General features: G+C 36.0%; 15 protein-coding genes and 2 pseudogenes. 7 read left to right on the top strand and 10 right to left on the bottom strand.

What is annotated here, in order from left to right; genetic code table 11:
• Positions 1-17 precede the first annotated feature (17 nt).
• On the bottom strand, positions 18-353 hold the full coding sequence (locus tag ACQ86H_RS14465; RefSeq protein ID WP_138821153.1) for a tetratricopeptide repeat protein: 336 nt from the start codon (positions 351-353) through the stop codon (positions 18-20).
• 131 nt (positions 354-484) lie between these two features.
• Between ACQ86H_RS14465 and ACQ86H_RS14470 the strand changes: the two genes are divergently transcribed.
• The 5 genes and pseudogenes from ACQ86H_RS14470 (at position 485) to ACQ86H_RS14490 (ending at position 5,695) form a co-directional block, all read left to right on the top strand.
• A complete protein-coding gene (locus ACQ86H_RS14470; protein ID WP_138821152.1) occupies positions 485-1,222 on the top strand; it encodes an electron transfer flavoprotein subunit beta/FixA family protein in 738 nt (245 codons plus the stop codon).
• 81 nt (positions 1,223-1,303) lie between these two features.
• On the top strand, positions 1,304-2,272 hold the full coding sequence (locus ACQ86H_RS14475; RefSeq protein ID WP_431295292.1) for an electron transfer flavoprotein subunit alpha/FixB family protein: 969 nt from the start codon (positions 1,304-1,306) through the stop codon (positions 2,270-2,272).
• A gap of 104 nt (positions 2,273-2,376) precedes the next feature.
• On the top strand, positions 2,377-2,991 hold the full coding sequence (locus ACQ86H_RS14480; RefSeq protein WP_138821150.1) for a bifunctional nuclease family protein: 615 nt from the start codon (positions 2,377-2,379) through the stop codon (positions 2,989-2,991).
• A 223-nt stretch (positions 2,992-3,214) separates the two neighbouring features.
• Positions 3,215-4,558, top strand: a pseudogene (locus tag ACQ86H_RS14485) (MFS transporter).
• A gap of 15 nt (positions 4,559-4,573) precedes the next feature.
• The gene (locus tag ACQ86H_RS14490) at positions 4,574-5,695 is read left to right on the top strand and encodes a DUF3667 domain-containing protein (protein ID WP_431295293.1); all 1,122 of its coding nucleotides are present in this window, start codon (positions 4,574-4,576) and stop codon (positions 5,693-5,695) included.
• A 164-nt stretch (positions 5,696-5,859) separates the two neighbouring features.
• Here ACQ86H_RS14490 and ACQ86H_RS14495 read toward each other — a convergent pair.
• The 8 genes and pseudogenes from ACQ86H_RS14495 to ACQ86H_RS14530 all read right to left on the bottom strand — a co-directional run bounded on the left by ACQ86H_RS14495 (position 5,860) and on the right by ACQ86H_RS14530 (position 12,511).
• Positions 5,860-7,150, bottom strand: a pseudogene (locus ACQ86H_RS14495) (citrate synthase).
• Positions 7,151-7,283: 133 nt separating this feature from the next.
• Complete coding sequence (locus ACQ86H_RS14500; RefSeq protein WP_138821146.1) at positions 7,284-7,814, bottom strand: DUF3347 domain-containing protein; 531 nt, start codon at positions 7,812-7,814, stop codon at positions 7,284-7,286.
• Positions 7,815-7,911: 97 nt separating this feature from the next.
• The gene (locus ACQ86H_RS14505) at positions 7,912-8,463 is read right to left on the bottom strand and encodes a porin family protein (protein WP_138821145.1); all 552 of its coding nucleotides are present in this window, start codon (positions 8,461-8,463) and stop codon (positions 7,912-7,914) included.
• A gap of 151 nt (positions 8,464-8,614) precedes the next feature.
• A complete protein-coding gene (locus ACQ86H_RS14510) occupies positions 8,615-9,118 on the bottom strand; it encodes a hypothetical protein (protein WP_138821143.1) in 504 nt (167 codons plus the stop codon).
• A 116-nt stretch (positions 9,119-9,234) separates the two neighbouring features.
• Positions 9,235-10,164, bottom strand: coding sequence for a tRNA (adenosine(37)-N6)-dimethylallyltransferase MiaA (gene miaA, locus ACQ86H_RS14515; protein ID WP_431295294.1), 930 nt, complete (start codon positions 10,162-10,164; stop codon positions 9,235-9,237).
• On the bottom strand, positions 10,164-10,685 hold the full coding sequence (locus tag ACQ86H_RS14520) for a hypothetical protein (RefSeq protein WP_431295295.1): 522 nt from the start codon (positions 10,683-10,685) through the stop codon (positions 10,164-10,166). The genes miaA and ACQ86H_RS14520 overlap by 1 nt, the downstream gene beginning before the upstream one ends.
• Before the next feature lie 315 nt (positions 10,686-11,000).
• The gene (locus ACQ86H_RS14525; RefSeq protein WP_431295296.1) at positions 11,001-11,363 is read right to left on the bottom strand and encodes a hypothetical protein; all 363 of its coding nucleotides are present in this window, start codon (positions 11,361-11,363) and stop codon (positions 11,001-11,003) included.
• 53 nt (positions 11,364-11,416) lie between these two features.
• A complete protein-coding gene (locus ACQ86H_RS14530; RefSeq protein ID WP_431295297.1) occupies positions 11,417-12,511 on the bottom strand; it encodes an MBL fold metallo-hydrolase in 1,095 nt (364 codons plus the stop codon).
• Between the two features lie 572 nt (positions 12,512-13,083).
• Between ACQ86H_RS14530 and ACQ86H_RS14535 the strand changes: the two genes are divergently transcribed.
• Positions 13,084-14,100 (top strand): LacI family DNA-binding transcriptional regulator, encoded by a 1,017-nt coding sequence (locus ACQ86H_RS14535; protein ID WP_431295298.1) that lies wholly within the window; start codon positions 13,084-13,086, stop codon positions 14,098-14,100.
• An 18-nt stretch (positions 14,101-14,118) separates the two neighbouring features.
• Here the strand turns inward: ACQ86H_RS14535 and ACQ86H_RS14540 are convergent, their stop codons facing one another.
• Positions 14,119-15,057, bottom strand: coding sequence for a helix-turn-helix transcriptional regulator (locus ACQ86H_RS14540; protein WP_138821138.1), 939 nt, complete (start codon positions 15,055-15,057; stop codon positions 14,119-14,121).
• Positions 15,058-15,159: 102 nt separating this feature from the next.
• Between ACQ86H_RS14540 and ACQ86H_RS14545 the strand changes: the two genes are divergently transcribed.
• Entirely contained in the window at positions 15,160-17,232 is a 2,073-nt protein-coding gene (locus ACQ86H_RS14545) for a TonB-dependent receptor plug domain-containing protein (protein ID WP_138821137.1), read from the top strand.
• Positions 17,233-17,241 lie beyond the last annotated feature (9 nt).

Here is a 17,241-nt window from a genome sequence, read left to right on the forward strand (position 1 = left end):
GACAACTGATAAATGGCTTAATCATCTTCATAATCTAATCCGGCGGCAGTATTATAAGCGCCCTGTAATTCTGAAAAGGCATGCATATCTCTTTTATTTCGGGCCACTTGCATCCCCTTCTCGTAGGTTTCGATTGCTTTCTCTTTTTCCCCGTCTTTTTCCAATAATTTGCCTAAATGGTAATAAGTTCCTACATAATCAGGATGTTTATCGGTTAATTGAAGGTAAAAAGAATAAGCTTTTTCCTTATCATTTAGATTGTTATACTCTGTGGCTAAGGCATATAGTATAAATGGGTCGTTAGCATCACTCTCTAAAAATTCTAATAACTTGCTTAAACGGGTGGATGACATTTTATTTCCTTGCTTTTTTAATTAAATTTGCAGAAAGACCTTATATAATAATGATATCATATATGAACCGATCAGCAGCTAAACAATTTTAGTTCCGGAACGTTCATAGCAATAAAAACCACTATTAACATATGAAAATATTAGTTTGTATCAGTAACGTGCCAGACACGACGACAAAAATAACTTTTACTAATGATAATACCGAATTCAATACGTCAGGAGTGCAATATATTGTTAATCCTTATGATGAAATCGCTTTATCACGTGCAATTGAGTTAAGCGAAGGTGGAAAAGGAACCGTAACTGTGATCAATGTTGGCGAAGCAGCTAACGATCCGACCATCAGAAAAGCACTGGCCATTGGAGCCGATGATGCAGTTAGGGTAAATGCAGCCCCGAGAGATGCTTATTTCGTGGCTAAACAAATTGCAGAATACGCTAAAGACAAAGATTTTGATGTTATTTTAACCGGTCGCGAATCTATTGATTACAATGGTAATCAGGTTGCAGCTATGGTTGGCGAATTTTTAGATATTCCATCTGTATCCATCATCAAAAAATTAACTTTCGAAGGAGATACAGCCACTATTGAACGAGAAATTGAAGGTGGTAAAGAAGTTTTAACCGTTTCCGGTAAGTTTATCGCAAGTTGCGCTGAAGGTGTGGCAGAACCTAAAATTCCGAATATGCGTGGTATCATGAGCGCCAGAACAAAACCTTTAACCGTTGTTGATGCAATTGCTATTGAAGAGGTAAGTAAAGTAACTAAATACGAAACTCCTGCTCCCCGTGGAACGGTAAAATTAATTCCTGCCGATCAAACAGAACAGTTGATCAGCTTGTTACACAGCGAAGCTAAAGTAATCTAACCCACTAAATCCCCTGAAGGGGACTTTTAAAATAAATAAAAAATTAAATTTTACTAAAATCCTTTTAAGGAAATAAATTATATGTCAGTATTAGTATATGTAGAACAAGCTGAGGGAAAATTTAAGAAATCTGTTTTTGAAGCCGTATCTTATGCCAAAGCCATTGCCGATCAACAATCAACTAATTTAACAGCAATTTCTATTGGCGATGTAGCCGACAGCGAATTAAAGGAATTAGGTAAATATGGTGCATCAAAAGTATTAAATGTAACTGCCGATCAATTAAAAACCTTTGTAAATCAGGCTTATGCAAGTGTTATTGCTACTGCTGCCGAAAAAGAAGGTGCTGATATCGTTGTTTTATCTAACTCTTTCTCTGGTAAAGGTTTAGCACCGCGCATTGCAGTAAAACTTAAAGCGGGATTAGCGGATGGTGCAGTTGAGTTACCTGGTACTGATGGTAAATTTTCGGTTAAAAAAACGGCTTTCTCAGGTAAAGCATTCGCCATTACCGAATTAACATCGGCTAATAAAGTAATTGCATTAAATCCAAATGCATTTGGTGTTAAAGAAAATGCAACCGATGCAGTTATAGAAAACTTTGCTGCTGATATTAAACAATCAGACTTAGCCACAGTTATTAAAGATATTGTAAGGGCTACTGATAAAGTTTCGTTACCGGATGCAGAACTGGTAGTATCAGCAGGCAGAGGATTAAAAGGACCAGAAAACTGGGGAATGATCGAAGAGCTTGCCAATTTATTGGGAGCAGCTACAGCTTGTTCTAAACCGGTATCGGATGCAGACTGGAGACCACATTCAGAACACGTTGGTCAAACTGGTATTGCTATCAGCCCTAATCTTTATATAGCTATTGGTATCTCAGGTGCTATCCAGCATTTGGCGGGTGTTAGCTCATCAAAAGTGATTGTTGTAATCAACAAAGATCCGGAAGCTCCTTTTTTCAAAGTGGCCGATTATGGTATTGTTGGTGATGCTTTTGAAGTGGTACCAAAATTAATTGAAGCATTAAAAGCACATAAAGCATAAAATAAACCTTTAAACCTCGCAGGTTTTAAAATGGCGATAGCCTTCAATGAGACCGAAAAAAAACTTATCACCCGAATTAGACCTGCGAGGTTTGGAAAACAAATATGAAAAAAGTTAAATTAGATATTGTAGGTTTATCTTACAGCCAGACTCAATCTGGCGCTTATGCCCTTGTTTTAGGAGAAGTAAATGGACGCCGTCGCTTACCAATTATTATTGGTGCATTTGAAGCGCAGGCCATTGCCATAGAAATTGAGAAAATGACTCCTAGTAGGCCATTAACACATGATTTATTCAAATCAATGGCTGACACTTTTCATATCGATATTAAGGAAATTATTATATACAATCTGGTTGATGGCGTTTTTTACGCAAAGTTAATCTGTAGTGATGGTAAAAATACACATGAAGTTGATGCCAGAACATCTGATGCTATTGCTTTGGCCGTTCGGTTTAATGCCATGATTTATACCTACGAATTTATTTTGGCTTCTGCCGGAATCGTGATAGAAGGTAATGACTTTCTTTTTCTTGAAAATATGGATTCTATTGCCAAAGAACCCGAAGCAGATAGCCTGCCTACCTCAACCCAGCAACAGGGTTTTGGTGATTTAACATTGGAGGAACTTCAACAAAAATTACAGGAAGCCATTGCCGAAGAAGCCTATGAAAAGGCCGCAAGATTAAGAGATGAGTTGAATAAGCGCGGAACATCTTAGTGTTGTGGTATATAAAGTGTTTATCCGCTCAAAATTTGTCAGGTTTTTTCTCTCGAATCCCCTCTGTAAAAGCTAAATTCTAAAATGAGCCGGATTATTTTAAATAATTTAGGTTCATTTTGGATTATCATTTAAAATAGTTCTATATTCAGCTTTTACTTTCAATCATTCAAACTAAATTATTATTATGAATGTTAAGTTTCGCTTAACTATAATGAGTTTCATGCAATTCTTTGTATGGGCTGCCTGGTTAATTACAATTGCAAATTATTGGTTTGGAACCAAACAATGGGATGGTGCAGATTTTGGAATCATTTTTTCTACGATGGGCATTGCATCACTATTTATGCCTACCATAACCGGTATTTTAGCCGATAAATGGATTAACGCAGAAAAAACTTTATGCCATCTTGCATCTACTTTACGCAGCAACCATGTTTTACCTGCCACAGGTAAATGATCCGCATACTTTTTTTGGGTAATCTTGGTCGCCATGTGTTTTTACATGCCAACCATAGCCCTGAGCAATTCGATCAGTTACACCACCTTAAAAAATGGCAATTTCGATGTAATAAAAGATTTTCCGCCCATCAGGGTTTGGGGTACCATTGGTTTTATTGCTGCCATGTGGATTACCAATTTAACGGGTAATAAGGCCAGTGCCAACCAGTTTTACATTGCAGGTATAAGCGCCTTATTATTGGGCATATATGCTTTTACATTACCTGCTTGTAAGCCTTTAAATTTAATCAGCGATAAAAAAACATTTGCACAGAAACTTGGACTCGAATCTTTTAAGCTTTTCGCCGATTACAAAATGGCGTTGTTTTTCATCTTTTCTATGTTTTTAGGAGCTGCTTTGCAACTTACAAATGCTTATGGTGATGTTTTTCTGGATGAATTTAAATTATTCCCCGTTTTTGCAGAATCATTTGTCATTAAATATTCTACCATCATTTTATCAATTTCGCAGGTATCAGAAACACTTTTTATTCTGGCTATTCCTTTCTTTTTGAAAAGATTTGGCATTAAATGGGTAATTGCAATTGCGATGTTTGCCTGGGTACTACGTTTTGGTTTATTCGCCTATGGCGATCCTTCAACCAACCTCTGGATGATCATTACTTCATGTATTGTTTACGGAATGGCATTCGATTTCTTTAATATATCAGGATCGCTGTTTGTTGAAACATCAACTGCGCCAAAAATCCGTTCTTCTGCACAGGGTTTATTTATGATGATGACTAATGGCTTTGGTGCCGTGTTTGGCAGTTTGGTTTCAGGTTGGATGATTAGCCGCTTCTTTACCACTTATTACAGTACGATTGCTTCGCTCTCCAAATATGTTAAAAGTGAGGAAGACAATGTACACTTACTTAAATTTCTTAAAAATAAAGGAATTGATGTATTGCCTGACGGAAACCTCAGCAGGGCCCTTGATGTAAAGGACTGGCATAACATCTGGTTAACTTTTACCATTTACGTACTTGTTATTGCAGTCGTTTTTGTGGTCATATTTAAGCATAAACATACACGGGCAGAAGTAGAAGCTATTAATCATTTATAATTCCAATTTATTCCAATGTCAGCTGGTAAGTATAGAAAAGAACACAACTGCCTAAACTGTGGCGCTCATGTTGAGAAACATTATTGTAGTGATTGCGGTCAGCCAAATTTAGAATTAAAAGAAAGTTTCTGGGCTTTTATCAGCCACAGTATTGCACATTACTTTCACTTCGACAATAAATTCTTTCAAACCCTCTCTCCTCTTTTAACAAAGCCTGGGCAGGTAACGCTCGATTATTTGGCTGGTAAAAGAGCCCGGTACATTAATCCGGTAAGCATGTACATTTTTGTTTCCATAGTATATTTTTTGGTGGTGTATTCGCCAAAACACGTAGAAAAAGACCCCGATAATGGACATATTGGTATCGAAAAGAAAAAGGATGAAAATGTTACAGATAGTGTAAATAAAGCACTAAAGCTTACAGGTATATCTAAAGAAATTGCAAATAAAGCTACAAGATCGATTAACGAAGCAATCAGGAAGAAGGAATTTGTAAAACTTGGTTTTGCTGATCAGGAGAAAGAATTAAATAGACTTAATGCAGAAAATGCTAAACTAAAGTCTGATTCTCTAACTGATATGATCGATGAATATAATGATATTCACATCGAAAGGAATGATAGTACCTATGCAGCTTATCTTTTGAGACAGAAAAAGCTGCCTGTTTCCAAACAAGATAGCTGGTACGATAGACTGATTAAAAAGCGGTCAATCACACTTGGAGAAAAATCTGAGGTCATCCAGGAAACTCTGGAGCATAACCGCCCGAAGCAATATTTTTTATTGATGCCATTGCTGGCCTGGTTTATTATGCTAAACTTCAGAAAAAACCACATCTACTATCTGGATCACCTGATTTTTACGATCCATGGTATGATGGTTTATTTTATCGTCGCCATTATCACTCAGCCGGTAATGAAACATGTTTTTGGGGAAGATTCTTTTGTCAGCAAAATTATTGAGGTGGGTGTTACCATATTTCTGTTCTGGTATATGTTTAAGGCACTTACCATTTTTTATCAACGCAAAACGTGGAGCACAATTTTTAAAATATTCTGGATATTGATCCTGTATGCAGTAGCTTTTAAACTATCGGAAATAGTGATGATTAACCTGATTTATTACGTAGCTACCTAAAATTGTATCGTCATTTCGACCGTAGCGGAGAAATCTTTGAACTATCCACTTAAACGTTCTTTAAAAATCTCTCCATTTCGCTTTGCTCCAGTCGAGATGACGGATAGAACCCATAAAAAAACCACCCAAGATACTCGGGTGGTTTTTTTATGGGTTTTATAGAATTATTTTCTGTCTTTAATCTCAACAAATTCTCTGTCAGTTTCGCCTACATAAATCTGACGTGGACGACCTATCGGTTCTTTGTTTTCGTGCATTTCTTTCCATTGTGCAATCCATCCTGGTAAACGCCCTAAAGCAAATAGAACAGTAAACATTTCGGATGGGAAGCCTAATGCGCGGTAAATAATACCTGAATAAAAATCTACATTCGGATATAACTTACGGTCGATAAAGTATTGATCGGTTAAAGCCGCTTCTTCTAATTTTTTAGCAATTTCTAAAATCGGATCATCAATGCCCAGGTTTTCTAAAATATCATCACAAGCTTTTTTAATAATTTTAGCTCTTGGATCGAAGTTTTTGTAAACCCTGTGCCCAAAAGCCCATCATGCGGAATGGATCATTTTTATCTTTCGCTTTTGCAATCCATTTCTCTGTATCACCGCCATCAGCTTTAATCAACTCTAACATGTCGATCACCGCCTGGTTAGCACCGCCGTGCAGTGGACCCCATAGTGCCGCAATACCGGCAGCAATTGAAGCATATAAATTACAATCAGAAGAACCTACAATACGAACGGTTGATGCTGAACAGTTTTGCTCGTGATCTGCATGTAAAATAAGCAATTTATTCATGGCATTAACCACAATCGGATTTACGTCGTAATCTTCGGTACGTTGTCCAAATGTCATCCAAAGAAAATTGGTTACATAATCGTATTTATTTTTTGGATAAATCAGTGGATGACCTAATGATTTTTTATAAACGAAAGAAACAATGGTTGGAAATTTAGCCAAAAGTTTGATGATGGTTAAATCTTGTTCTTCTGCGGTTTGATTTGGCTTTAAGCACTCAGGATAGAATGTAGACAATGAGAAGATCAGGGAGCCTAACTGACCCATTGGATGAGATCTTGATGGATAACCATCAAAAAATTTCTTCATATCCTCATGTATGAGTGTATGTTTACTGATTTCGGCCTGCAGTCCTTCTAATTGAGTTTGCGTAGGAAGATCACCATAGATAATCAGATAAATAACCTCTAAAAAACTCGATTTTGCCGCAAGCTCTTCAATAGAATATCCCCTGTATTTTAAAATGCCTTTTTCACCATCTAAAAAAGTGATTTTACTTTTTGTAGAACCAGTATTTTTAAAACCAGTATCTAAAGTTACAAAGCCTGTTAGATCTCTTAATTTCGAAATATCAATGGCCTTTTCATCTTCTGTTCCTGTAATTACTGGCAATTCTACTGTCTTACCATCAACTTTTATCTCTGCAATATCTGACATATTATTGTATTATGTTTATAGCTTTCTAAATTATATAAAATTAATATACATGCATAACAAATCTGTTAAATTAATATGAATAATTAGTCAAAATGACGTAACAATCATGCTTAATTAAACCCGTTTTAGCACCTTATTTTGCCTTAATCTCTTCGGCAACTCTACCACATTCTAACATCTCGTTACCATAGTAAGGATTTTTAATTTCCTTTTCGGTTGATAACCAATCACCTCCGTCTCCCTTATTCGCCATAGGGCAATGTTGAACATATATCGTGCCTTTTTCTATTTCTGCATTTTTAAGCAAGGCGATTAAATCGGCACTTAAAACAGTGAATTCTTTTCTTTGCGAAGCGAGATTCTTGCTTGCAGCGATTTTCCCTGAAACAGCTGCAGTAGGCTCGCAACCTTTATAGGCAGCCAAACTCGTTTGTAACGTTGCTGCCGATTTTTGTGCACTGGCAGAATCTGATTTTACGAGTGCATTTTTTAAATCTACATATTGGTTAAAGATTTGAGATTTTTGCTTGTCTTTTATAGAAACCTCATTTTTAACCGATGCCGAATCTGTTTTTATTGAATCTTTAGTTTTTGCAGATTTTTTGTCTGTCTGGTTACAGGCCATTAAAGCGGTAAGTATTACTAGTCCGAATATTCTTTTCATTTGTATTTGGTTTTCGGCTCAAAATAGCAATTAAAATGGTAAATAAATAAAAAAGTCCCGATTTTCATCGGGACTCCAAAATTAAATGATGTTCTAATTATAATTTAAAATTATAAGCCAGTCTCAGGTTAAATTGTCCGGTTTTCATGAAGTAAAGATCGGAAGCGCTGTTATTTACATACCCCTCATATTTTACGCCAAGATCAAGACCGTTTTTCCATTCGTAACCTAAACCACCGGTATAAATAAAGTTCATGTTGGCACCCTCTTTTATGGCCAAACCTGAACCAAGTTCGGTAGCCAGATACATTCTTTCAATTGGGAATACCCTCACACCACCCATTACCGGAATAAATTCGAATTTTAGCGGGCTGCCTTTCCATTTTAAACGGGTATAACCGCCGGAAGCTGTAACAGCTACATACGGGCTTAAATCATACTGAAGTTTTACATCTGCACCATAACCATAATCCATTTCCGAACGATCTGGAAATAATCCAGCATTTACACCTACGCCGATTTTGAAAGCCATTCCGCTTCCGGTAGTCATTGGCTCGGTGGAACCCATTGTTTGCGCTTTTAAATTAGAAGTGGTTAAAATTGCAAGAGCCGTTAAAGTCGTTGCAAAAAGTTTAGTAGCTGTTTTCATTTTAAGATATTTTAAGTTATCAATTAAGGATTTAATTTATATACGTTAAAATATCTATGGCGGATTTTCAAATTTTCATTTTTTTCAGAATATTATGAAATAAAAAAGCCCCGACCAAAGTCGGGGCTTTAAATATTATCTAGCAGGATGATTACAAGCTAAATCCGTAAGCTAAGCGAATGCCAGCAAAACCAATACTACCATTGTTAGAGTAACCTTCGTATTTAGCAGCTAAATCTAAACCATTGCTCCATGCATAACCAATTGCCGGAGAATAAACAAATGAAGTACCAGAACCTTTAGTTGTACCAAAACCAGCACCTAACTCTGCAAGGCCATAAGCACCCGCACCCGAATCATTAAAGAAATATTTTGCACCTGCTTTAACCGGAATTATGCCGAAGCTTCCACCTCCGTAAGAGTCTTTTCTAGAAAAGTTATTATAGCCCGCAGTTACAGGAATTGATAATTGCTTATCTACGTTAAATTGATATCTGATATCACCACCTAACACTAAACCATATCCAGTTGATGTTCCCGCTCCTACATTTAATCCTATTCCTAAGTTCCGACTTGATTGCGCGTTAGCATTTGTAGTAAAGAATAAAGCCACGACAGCTGCTGAAGTAGCAATAATTTTAGTAATTGTTTTCATTTTTAAGATATTGTTTTTGAGTTAAACTAATATCTTCAACAGATACAAAGGTTGTGCCAAAAGGGCTTTTTTAATATAATTTAAGCGATAAGACAACCTTAAGATGACCAATAAAGTTAATTTGAAGCAACTGAAACCTTTTCAAGTATTAACTGTTTTAACAGGTTTGTTGATGCAGATGCATCCAGCCAGATAATCTCCACATTGTCCTTTTCCATTTTCCTGAAAAAAGTATTTTGTCTTTTGGCATATCGGCAAATAGCAGTACCAAGTCTCAGCTTTAATTCTTCAAAAGTTAATAATCCATCCAGGTAATTCACAATGAATTTATATTCCAGTCCGTAGAAAACCAGTATTTCTTTACTAATGCCCTCTTTAAGTAATTGTGCTACTTCTTCAATTAAGCCTGCATTGAATCTTTCGTTTAATCTGGCTAAAATTTTAGCTCTGGTCACCTCTACTTCATTCTTCAATCCAAAAATAATCGGTTTAATTTCCGGGCGATCTACTGTTTCCAGTGTATGATGTTTTAAATAATCTGCTATTTCTAATGCGCGGATTAATCTCTTTTTAGAGGATAGATCAACATGGCCGGTTTCCTGGCTTTTATCATTTTGCAATTTTAAAATCAATTCCTCTTTCGATAATAAATTTAGTTGATCTCTCAACTGTTGATTTACGGGAACAGCAGTAAATGTTTGATTTTGCAGAAGGCTATGGATATACATTCCTGTTCCACCACAAAGGATAGGGATTTTGTTTTTTTTTGTTATAGATTCAAAGGCCTGATAGAAATCATTTTTAAAAGCATCTACATGATAACGCTCGCCAGGTGTTAAAATATCGATTAAATGATAAGGGATGGTTTTGCCGTTTATATGATATTCTTGCAAGTCTTTTCCTGTGCCAACATCCATTCCTTTAAATATCTGACGGCTATCGGTACTAATGATTTCTCCATTTAAAGCATCTGCTATGCTTACGGCCAGCCTGGTTTTGCCAGAGGCAGTTGCGCCTAAAATGATAATGAGGTTATGCTGATCCATTAAAACTGGAGAATGAATTTTAAACTTCCTGTATGATATACCTCTTGTGCAAAAACCTGCTGATCTTTTTTAAGCTGACGATTTAGATTTTCATCCAATATGTAAATCTGAGGTTCCAAAACGGCGGTTTGCCTGAAACCCAATTTGATATAAGCCTCTCCTGCTGACCAGTCCCGATCTGCATAAGTCATCAGGTCATTAGGTTGATATGTTGCAGCGAAAAAGGAAATCAGTTTACTTAACCCTCCGGTAATGGAATAACCCGCTTTAACTGCAAACCTGATCAGTTCTGCAGATTTATAATTTTCGGTATGATTCATTTTACGCAGTGCCGAAAAAGTAGCAACAGCCACGAGTTCATCTTTTTCAAATAAACCAATTTTATAACGGCTGTTTACAGATCCCTGCAGGTGATTTTCAATTAAAAAAGAATCAGCAACAGGTTTGGTAATCTTGAATACTTTGGTTTTCCTGCCATGAATACGAATATTTTTACCAAGCAGAGATTTTATTCTCGCCAAAACCTGATCTGGTTTTGATAGCCAGAGATCTTCCCATAGGTGAATGAGTTTCGTATCTATGCGCTGATATTTTTTTGTAAACCTATAAGATCGCGTGGGATAAATTTATGGTTTAAACTAACCAGGTGGATGATCAATTGATGATTAATCCGTAACAACTGAAATCCATCTTCTAGATAAAAAAAGTACCCGATTTTATGATGAGCAAGTGCTAAACTAAATTGATGGTGCCAGTTATCTTCGGAAATTAAGTTGTTCAATCAGTAGAAAGTTATTCAGAATAAATTATCTGCTGCAAATTTAACCATCATATTTTTAAATCCATTCTTTTTCTTTAAAGTTTGTATGGATAATCTCCACTAAAGTTTCTACTTCTTTTAATTTGGTATCATCAAGGCTCGAAATTTTTAAACCTGCTTTATTTTCTCCAAAATTGTGTAAATCGTGATTTTCTGCAGAAAATTCATCCGTATTGATTTTAACTTCTACAGCATCACCGTTAATATAAACACCTGTAAAAAAGCGTTCTGTCACTTTTTCGCCGTTTAATTCAATATTTTTTTCACTGTAGAGATCATACCCGTTTTCCGAATTTTCATGTACCGTATATCCGCGGCTGGCGTATGGTTGTATTCCGGCTCTAATGGTCTGAAAAATTTCAACAAGATCAGTTTTCATAATTGTATTTGATTTTTAGAATTAAACACCATAGTACAATTATTGTTTAATTTTTATTCTGTCAGCCACCAATTTTCCGTAGGCAAATATTCGTTTAAGATTACGGTTTCACCCAATTTTGGAGTAACTAAGGGAAGCTGCTTCTCTGCTGCTGCTAAAACAACTCTTTTAATAGGTTCATTCCAGGGATGCATGGCTAAGCTAAATTTACCCCAATGTACAGGCATTAAAATGTTTGCTTTTAAATCAATTGCGGCCTGTACGGTTTCTTCTGGAAACATATGGATATATGGCCAATAGGCGTTGTATTGCCCACACTCAAGTAAGGCTAAATCAAAGGGACCAAACTCCTCACCTATTTTAGCGAAGTGTGTATCATATCCGGAATCGCCCCCCAAAAATAGCTGGTAGTTTGTAGTTTTCAGTACAAAGGCTGACCAAAGCGTTTGATTCCTTTTAAACTTTCTCCCGGTAAAATGTCTCGCCGGAACAGCTGTTAATTGCAAGTTGTTAAACAATGTTATTGATTCGTTCCAGCTCAGTTCATTTATGTTTTCTTTCTTAATTCCCCATCGCTCCAGATGTGAACCTACTCCAAGTGAAGTGACAATGGTTTTAACTTCTGGCGAAATTTTTAAAATACTACTATAATCAAGGTGATCATAATGATCATGTGTGATAATCAGGATATCGATATTTTTAAATTCTTCTGCTTTTAGTACATCGGTGCCCGAAAAAGCCTTACTCCCGATAAATGAAAATGGAGAGGGTGTTTTGCTAAATATAGGATCAACCAGAATTCTTAAACCAGCTACTTTGATCAGGTAAGAGGAATGTCCAAACCAGATAATTTCAGGCGAATCGCTTTTAGGGCTGCCATTTAAGTCGGGTGAAGTATAAGGAAGCGCTCCATGAGGAGCCTTATTTGGATGTTTTTCGAACAGAAATGCGCTTAAAACCTTAAAAAAGCTAACACCATCAGGTTGCATTGGCGTTAAGGACTGGTTTTGCAAGGCACCATCATGATAATTAGCTAGGTGGCGGATTTTTTCCAGCCGTAATCCTTTTGGCAAACGCCCAAAAACCGGAAGATTGGTAATGACTAAAAATGTGATGAAGAGAACGAGTACAATATATAAGGCTATCATGTTATTTAATAAGTGAAGCAAAGTAATGAATATGCTTTTACAAAAAAACATGCTTTGGATATATATGACGCATGGATTACTTCTTAGAGATTTGAATGGCAATGCCTCAAGTTGTTAAAGCATTGCTATAAACTTAAACAATTAGAATAAGCACAACCCTATTTAAACATCCCTAAATTTTATACCTTTGGGAAGGGTTAAACATATAGCTTAGATAACTTTTGTACCTGCTTGCAGGAAAATAACCCAATTTGACGAGGAGTGGTACGAACACTTCTCGTCTTTTCGTTTAAATGAGATTGTATATAAAACAAGTTTCATTAAAAATTTGTTGAGGTGAACGCAATTCTTATTAACTTTATCATGCATTGAACCCCTTTAAAAGTGCTATGGCTAATTTTTCGATAAGCCTATAATTGTAAAGGTTTAGTAGTTTAGTAGCGCCATTAGTTTTTCGAAATTATTGATATTTATATAACAGCGGAAAGAAATGAGGAAAAAAATAGCGCAAACGTTTGATTAATTTGTATTATTAAGTATTAAAGAAATTTAATGTAGTTTAGCACTCAAGAATGCAGTCGAAACCAACAACCATCAAAGAAATAGCCAGAATCTTAAACATTTCTCCATCCAGTGTTTCCAGGGGATTGCACGATCATCCGAGCATTGGAGCGGTTACGAGAGAGAAAATTAAGCAGCTGGCGAAGTCGCTAAACTATGAGCCCAATAATGCAGCTATTCTTTTTCAAAAAGGGAAAACGTATACTATTGGTGTAATTTTACCAGAGCTGTCAGAGCACTTTTTCTCCATCGCTATTTCTGCAATTGAAGATGAAGCTATTAAGAAAAACTATACGGTAATTTTTGCACAATCACACGATTATTATGAGCAGGAAGTAAAGCTCGTTGAGAAAATGAAAAATCAACGGGTAGATGGCTTATTGGTTTCCATCAGTAAAGACACTTCTAAATTTGATCATTTCGAAAAGCTTAATTCATTTAATATACCAGTTGTATTTTTTGACCGGATACCGCCATTAAAAAACGTGCATTATGTTGCTTGTAGCCTGGAAAGTGCAACAGTAAAAGCTGTAAACTATCTATTGAAAAAGGGACACAGAAGTATTGGAATGATTAACGGCCCTAATACTTTATATGCAAGTGAGGAGCGCAGGGATGGTTACATACAGGCAATTACTTTTAACCGGTTAAAATTCGATGCATCCTTAGTAGTAAACTGTGATTTAACCGAACAAGGTACAATAGAAGCTGCCGAACAGTTTTTAAACCACAAAAGAAAACCAACGGCTATCGTTGCTTTTAATGATTATGTAGCGCTGTTTCTGATCAGATACTTTAAAAAGTTAAATGTAATTAATGATTTTGATATAGTGAGTTACGCAAATTTGCCTATTATCAGCTACTTAGATAATTCACCTGTAGCTTCAGTAGAGCAATATCCATATTTGCAGGGACAGAAAGCCGCCAATATCCTGTTAGATCTTATTCATAGTCCTAATTCTGAAAACCAGGCCTATTACAATACCATCGTAGAGTCTGATCTGATTATAAATGAAGTAAAAGAATAAACAAACGTTTGCGCTGAATTACTGGCTTTTGTTTAAACTTCCTGGTAAAATATTATACTGCTTTTTAAAGGCAGTAATAAAGTGTTGTGCATTTTTATAGCCTACAAGAAAAGAAACTTCATTTACAGTTTTCTTTTCTTTGGATAAAAAATAATGGGCTTTTTCCATCCTGATCTTGTAAAGATAGCCAAATACAGTAAATCCCGTTAGTTCCTTAAAACCTCTTTTAAGTTTATAATCATTAATACCAACCTTCCGCGATAATTCCATTAATGAATTCGGATTTTGTAAATCGTACTCAACCAATCGTTTGGCCATTAGAATTTTTTCTATATCATTCTTTTTTATTATGCCTGTTTGTTTTTCTTGTTTTTGATTAAAATAAGCAATAATCAATTCAAATATCCTGGCCTCCAAAAATAGTCGCTTTAATCTAGCTTCGTGTCTGGGGTAAATAATTTGCTGCAGTATCAAACCAATTTCCGGGCTGGTGGATTTTTGGATGGTTGTTTTAATCTCATAGCCAGGTTCTCCTCCTGTTACCTGGCAGAAATATTGTTCGGTGAGCTGTATATAAAGATAACTGGTTTTCTCTACTACATTAAATTTAATCGAATTAACCCTGCCTATATTAAAGTCCTGCTCGTTTTTAGCCAGTGATAAAAAATTATTTTGGTGCCTGTTATTATAATAATTAATTGTGCCGCTCAGACAAAATAGAAAGCCAATATGCTGTTGGGAAGATTCAAAGCTAAAACTTTCTTCCTCTTGGGGGCCAATTTCTACAATAGCAATATGAATCCCGCTAAACCACTTTTGGTTTATACGCAAGTTGGCATGAGCTGTTTTTAACTCTGATACCATCTCCTCTACATCTTTAATACCATCAAAATTATCAGGGTAGGTGTGCTCATAAATAATTTTTCCTTCTGGATAGGTAGAGAGTTTAACTTCCATATTTATTTAATCCGTTTAGCGGTATTAATTATCCGTTTAACGTTATCTGCTTTTATTGAATATCTACAAATTTGCATAATTATTTATAATTAGTCTAAATAAATGAAGATATATTTATCAATTGCCTTATCGCTTTATGGATTTGTTACTGTGGCTCAGGAAATTAAAATGGATACAGCAAAGGCAAATGATTTGAGAGAGGTAGTAATTACGGGACAGTACGGGCCGCAGACTTTGAAAAATTCGGTATACAATGTAAAAACCATAAGTGCAGAACGGATTAAGTTAAGAGCAGCAACCAATGTACAGCAGATTTTAAATACCGAACTCGGTTTTCGTTTTAGCAATGATTTAACCTTAGGCACAACTGATGTTTCTTTAATGGGAATGACTGGCAGGAATATTAAAATTTTATTGGATGGCGTACCTATGGTAGATCGATCGGATGCCCGCGAAAGTTTAAATCAGATAGACGTTAATACCATTGAAAGGATTGAAATTGTAGAAGGCCCGATGTCTGTTATATATGGTACTGATGCTCTGGCCGGCGTAATTAATATTATAACCAAAAATCCCGGAAAGCCATTGTTAAGCGTTAATGTGCGTGTACAGGAAGAGACAGCTGGAAAAGAATATAACCTGCTCCATGGTGCGGGTCAGCATAATCAGAATCTGAGTATTAGTTGGCAGCAAAAAGGCTGGAGTGTTTTGCTTGGTGCATCACATAACGATTTCGGTGGCTGGAATATGGCTCCAAAAACAGCATTTTTAGAAGAATTTAACAGCCATAAAAATCAATGGAAGCCTAAGGAGCAATGGCTTGGTAATACTAAAATCGGTTATAGAAATCAAAATTTCAATATATGGTATCGTTTAGATGGGCTAAACGAGGATATTGATTCGCGTTTTGGAATAAATCCATCAAGTTTCGAAGGGAAGCTGTCCACGTACACGACCAAACGTTATACGCAACAATTGCAGTCCGAATGGAGGGTAAATGATAAATTACAGGTTACAGCTATAGGAGGTTACACCGATTTACAACGATCAACCCATACTGTTATCCATAATTTTACAAACAACACAGAACGATTAAGCGTGGATCAGGGCGAACAGGATATCGCAAAATTCAACTCAGCTATTTTTAGGGCCACTGCAATTTACGTATTGAATCAATCAATTGTATTTCAGCCCGGAATCGAATACAATAGAGATGCAGCCAGTGGACAGAGAATTAACGGATCGCCGGTCATCAATGATTATGCAGCGTTTATTTCTGCCGAGATTAAACTTACCGGTGGAATAAGAGTAAGGCCAGGATTGAGGTTTATTAAAAATTCCATTTACGATGCTCCACCTGTAATTCCGTCATTAAATACCAAATTTACTTTAACAAAAGATTTAGATCTGCGTTTGGCTTATGCGAAAGGTTTTCGTTCACCTGCCTTGAGGGAATTGTATTATGATTTTGTAGATGCCAGTCATAATATTTTGGGTAATCCCAATTTAAAAGCAGAAGAATCGAATAGTTTTAATGGTTCTTTGGCATGGTCAGGCATACATGAGAAAGATTTGCAATTCCGCTCTAACCTATCGGCTTTTTATAATCTATTTAAAAACAGGATAAATTTTGCTCAGTCTCCTACAAATAACACTATAACCTCACTATTTAACGTAGAAAAATATAAAACTACTGGTGGTACATTGGATAATACCTTGATTTATAAAAATATTCAAGCTACACTGGGTGTATCATATATCGGCCGATACAATGATTTAAGGGTGAGCAATCCACAATTGGAAACTCCAGAATTTGCTTGGGCTACGGAAGTAAATTCGAATATAACTTATACGCTTCCGAAAATAAATGGGAGTATCAGCCTCTTTTATAAATATACGGGGAGCTTACCAAACTATAAACTTACTATAGAAAACGATCCCAACTCAGTAAGACTGACAAAAATTGGCGATTTCCATACTGCAGATTTAATGCTGAACAAAAATCTGTTTAAATCTTTAACCATTAATGCTGGTATTAAAAACCTTTTTAATGTTACACAACTCAGCAATACTTCAACCGCTACTGGCGGGGCGCATAGCATAGGTGGCGATGTTCCATATAGTTATGGTCGATCGTATGTACTTGGGCTAACCTATAACTGGAATAAACTTTAACAATAATAA

Origin of the sequence: Pedobacter sp. P26 (assembly GCF_050632135.1) — a bacterium.
In the GTDB taxonomy this organism is placed as follows: Bacteria; Bacteroidota; Bacteroidia; order Sphingobacteriales; family Sphingobacteriaceae; genus Pedobacter.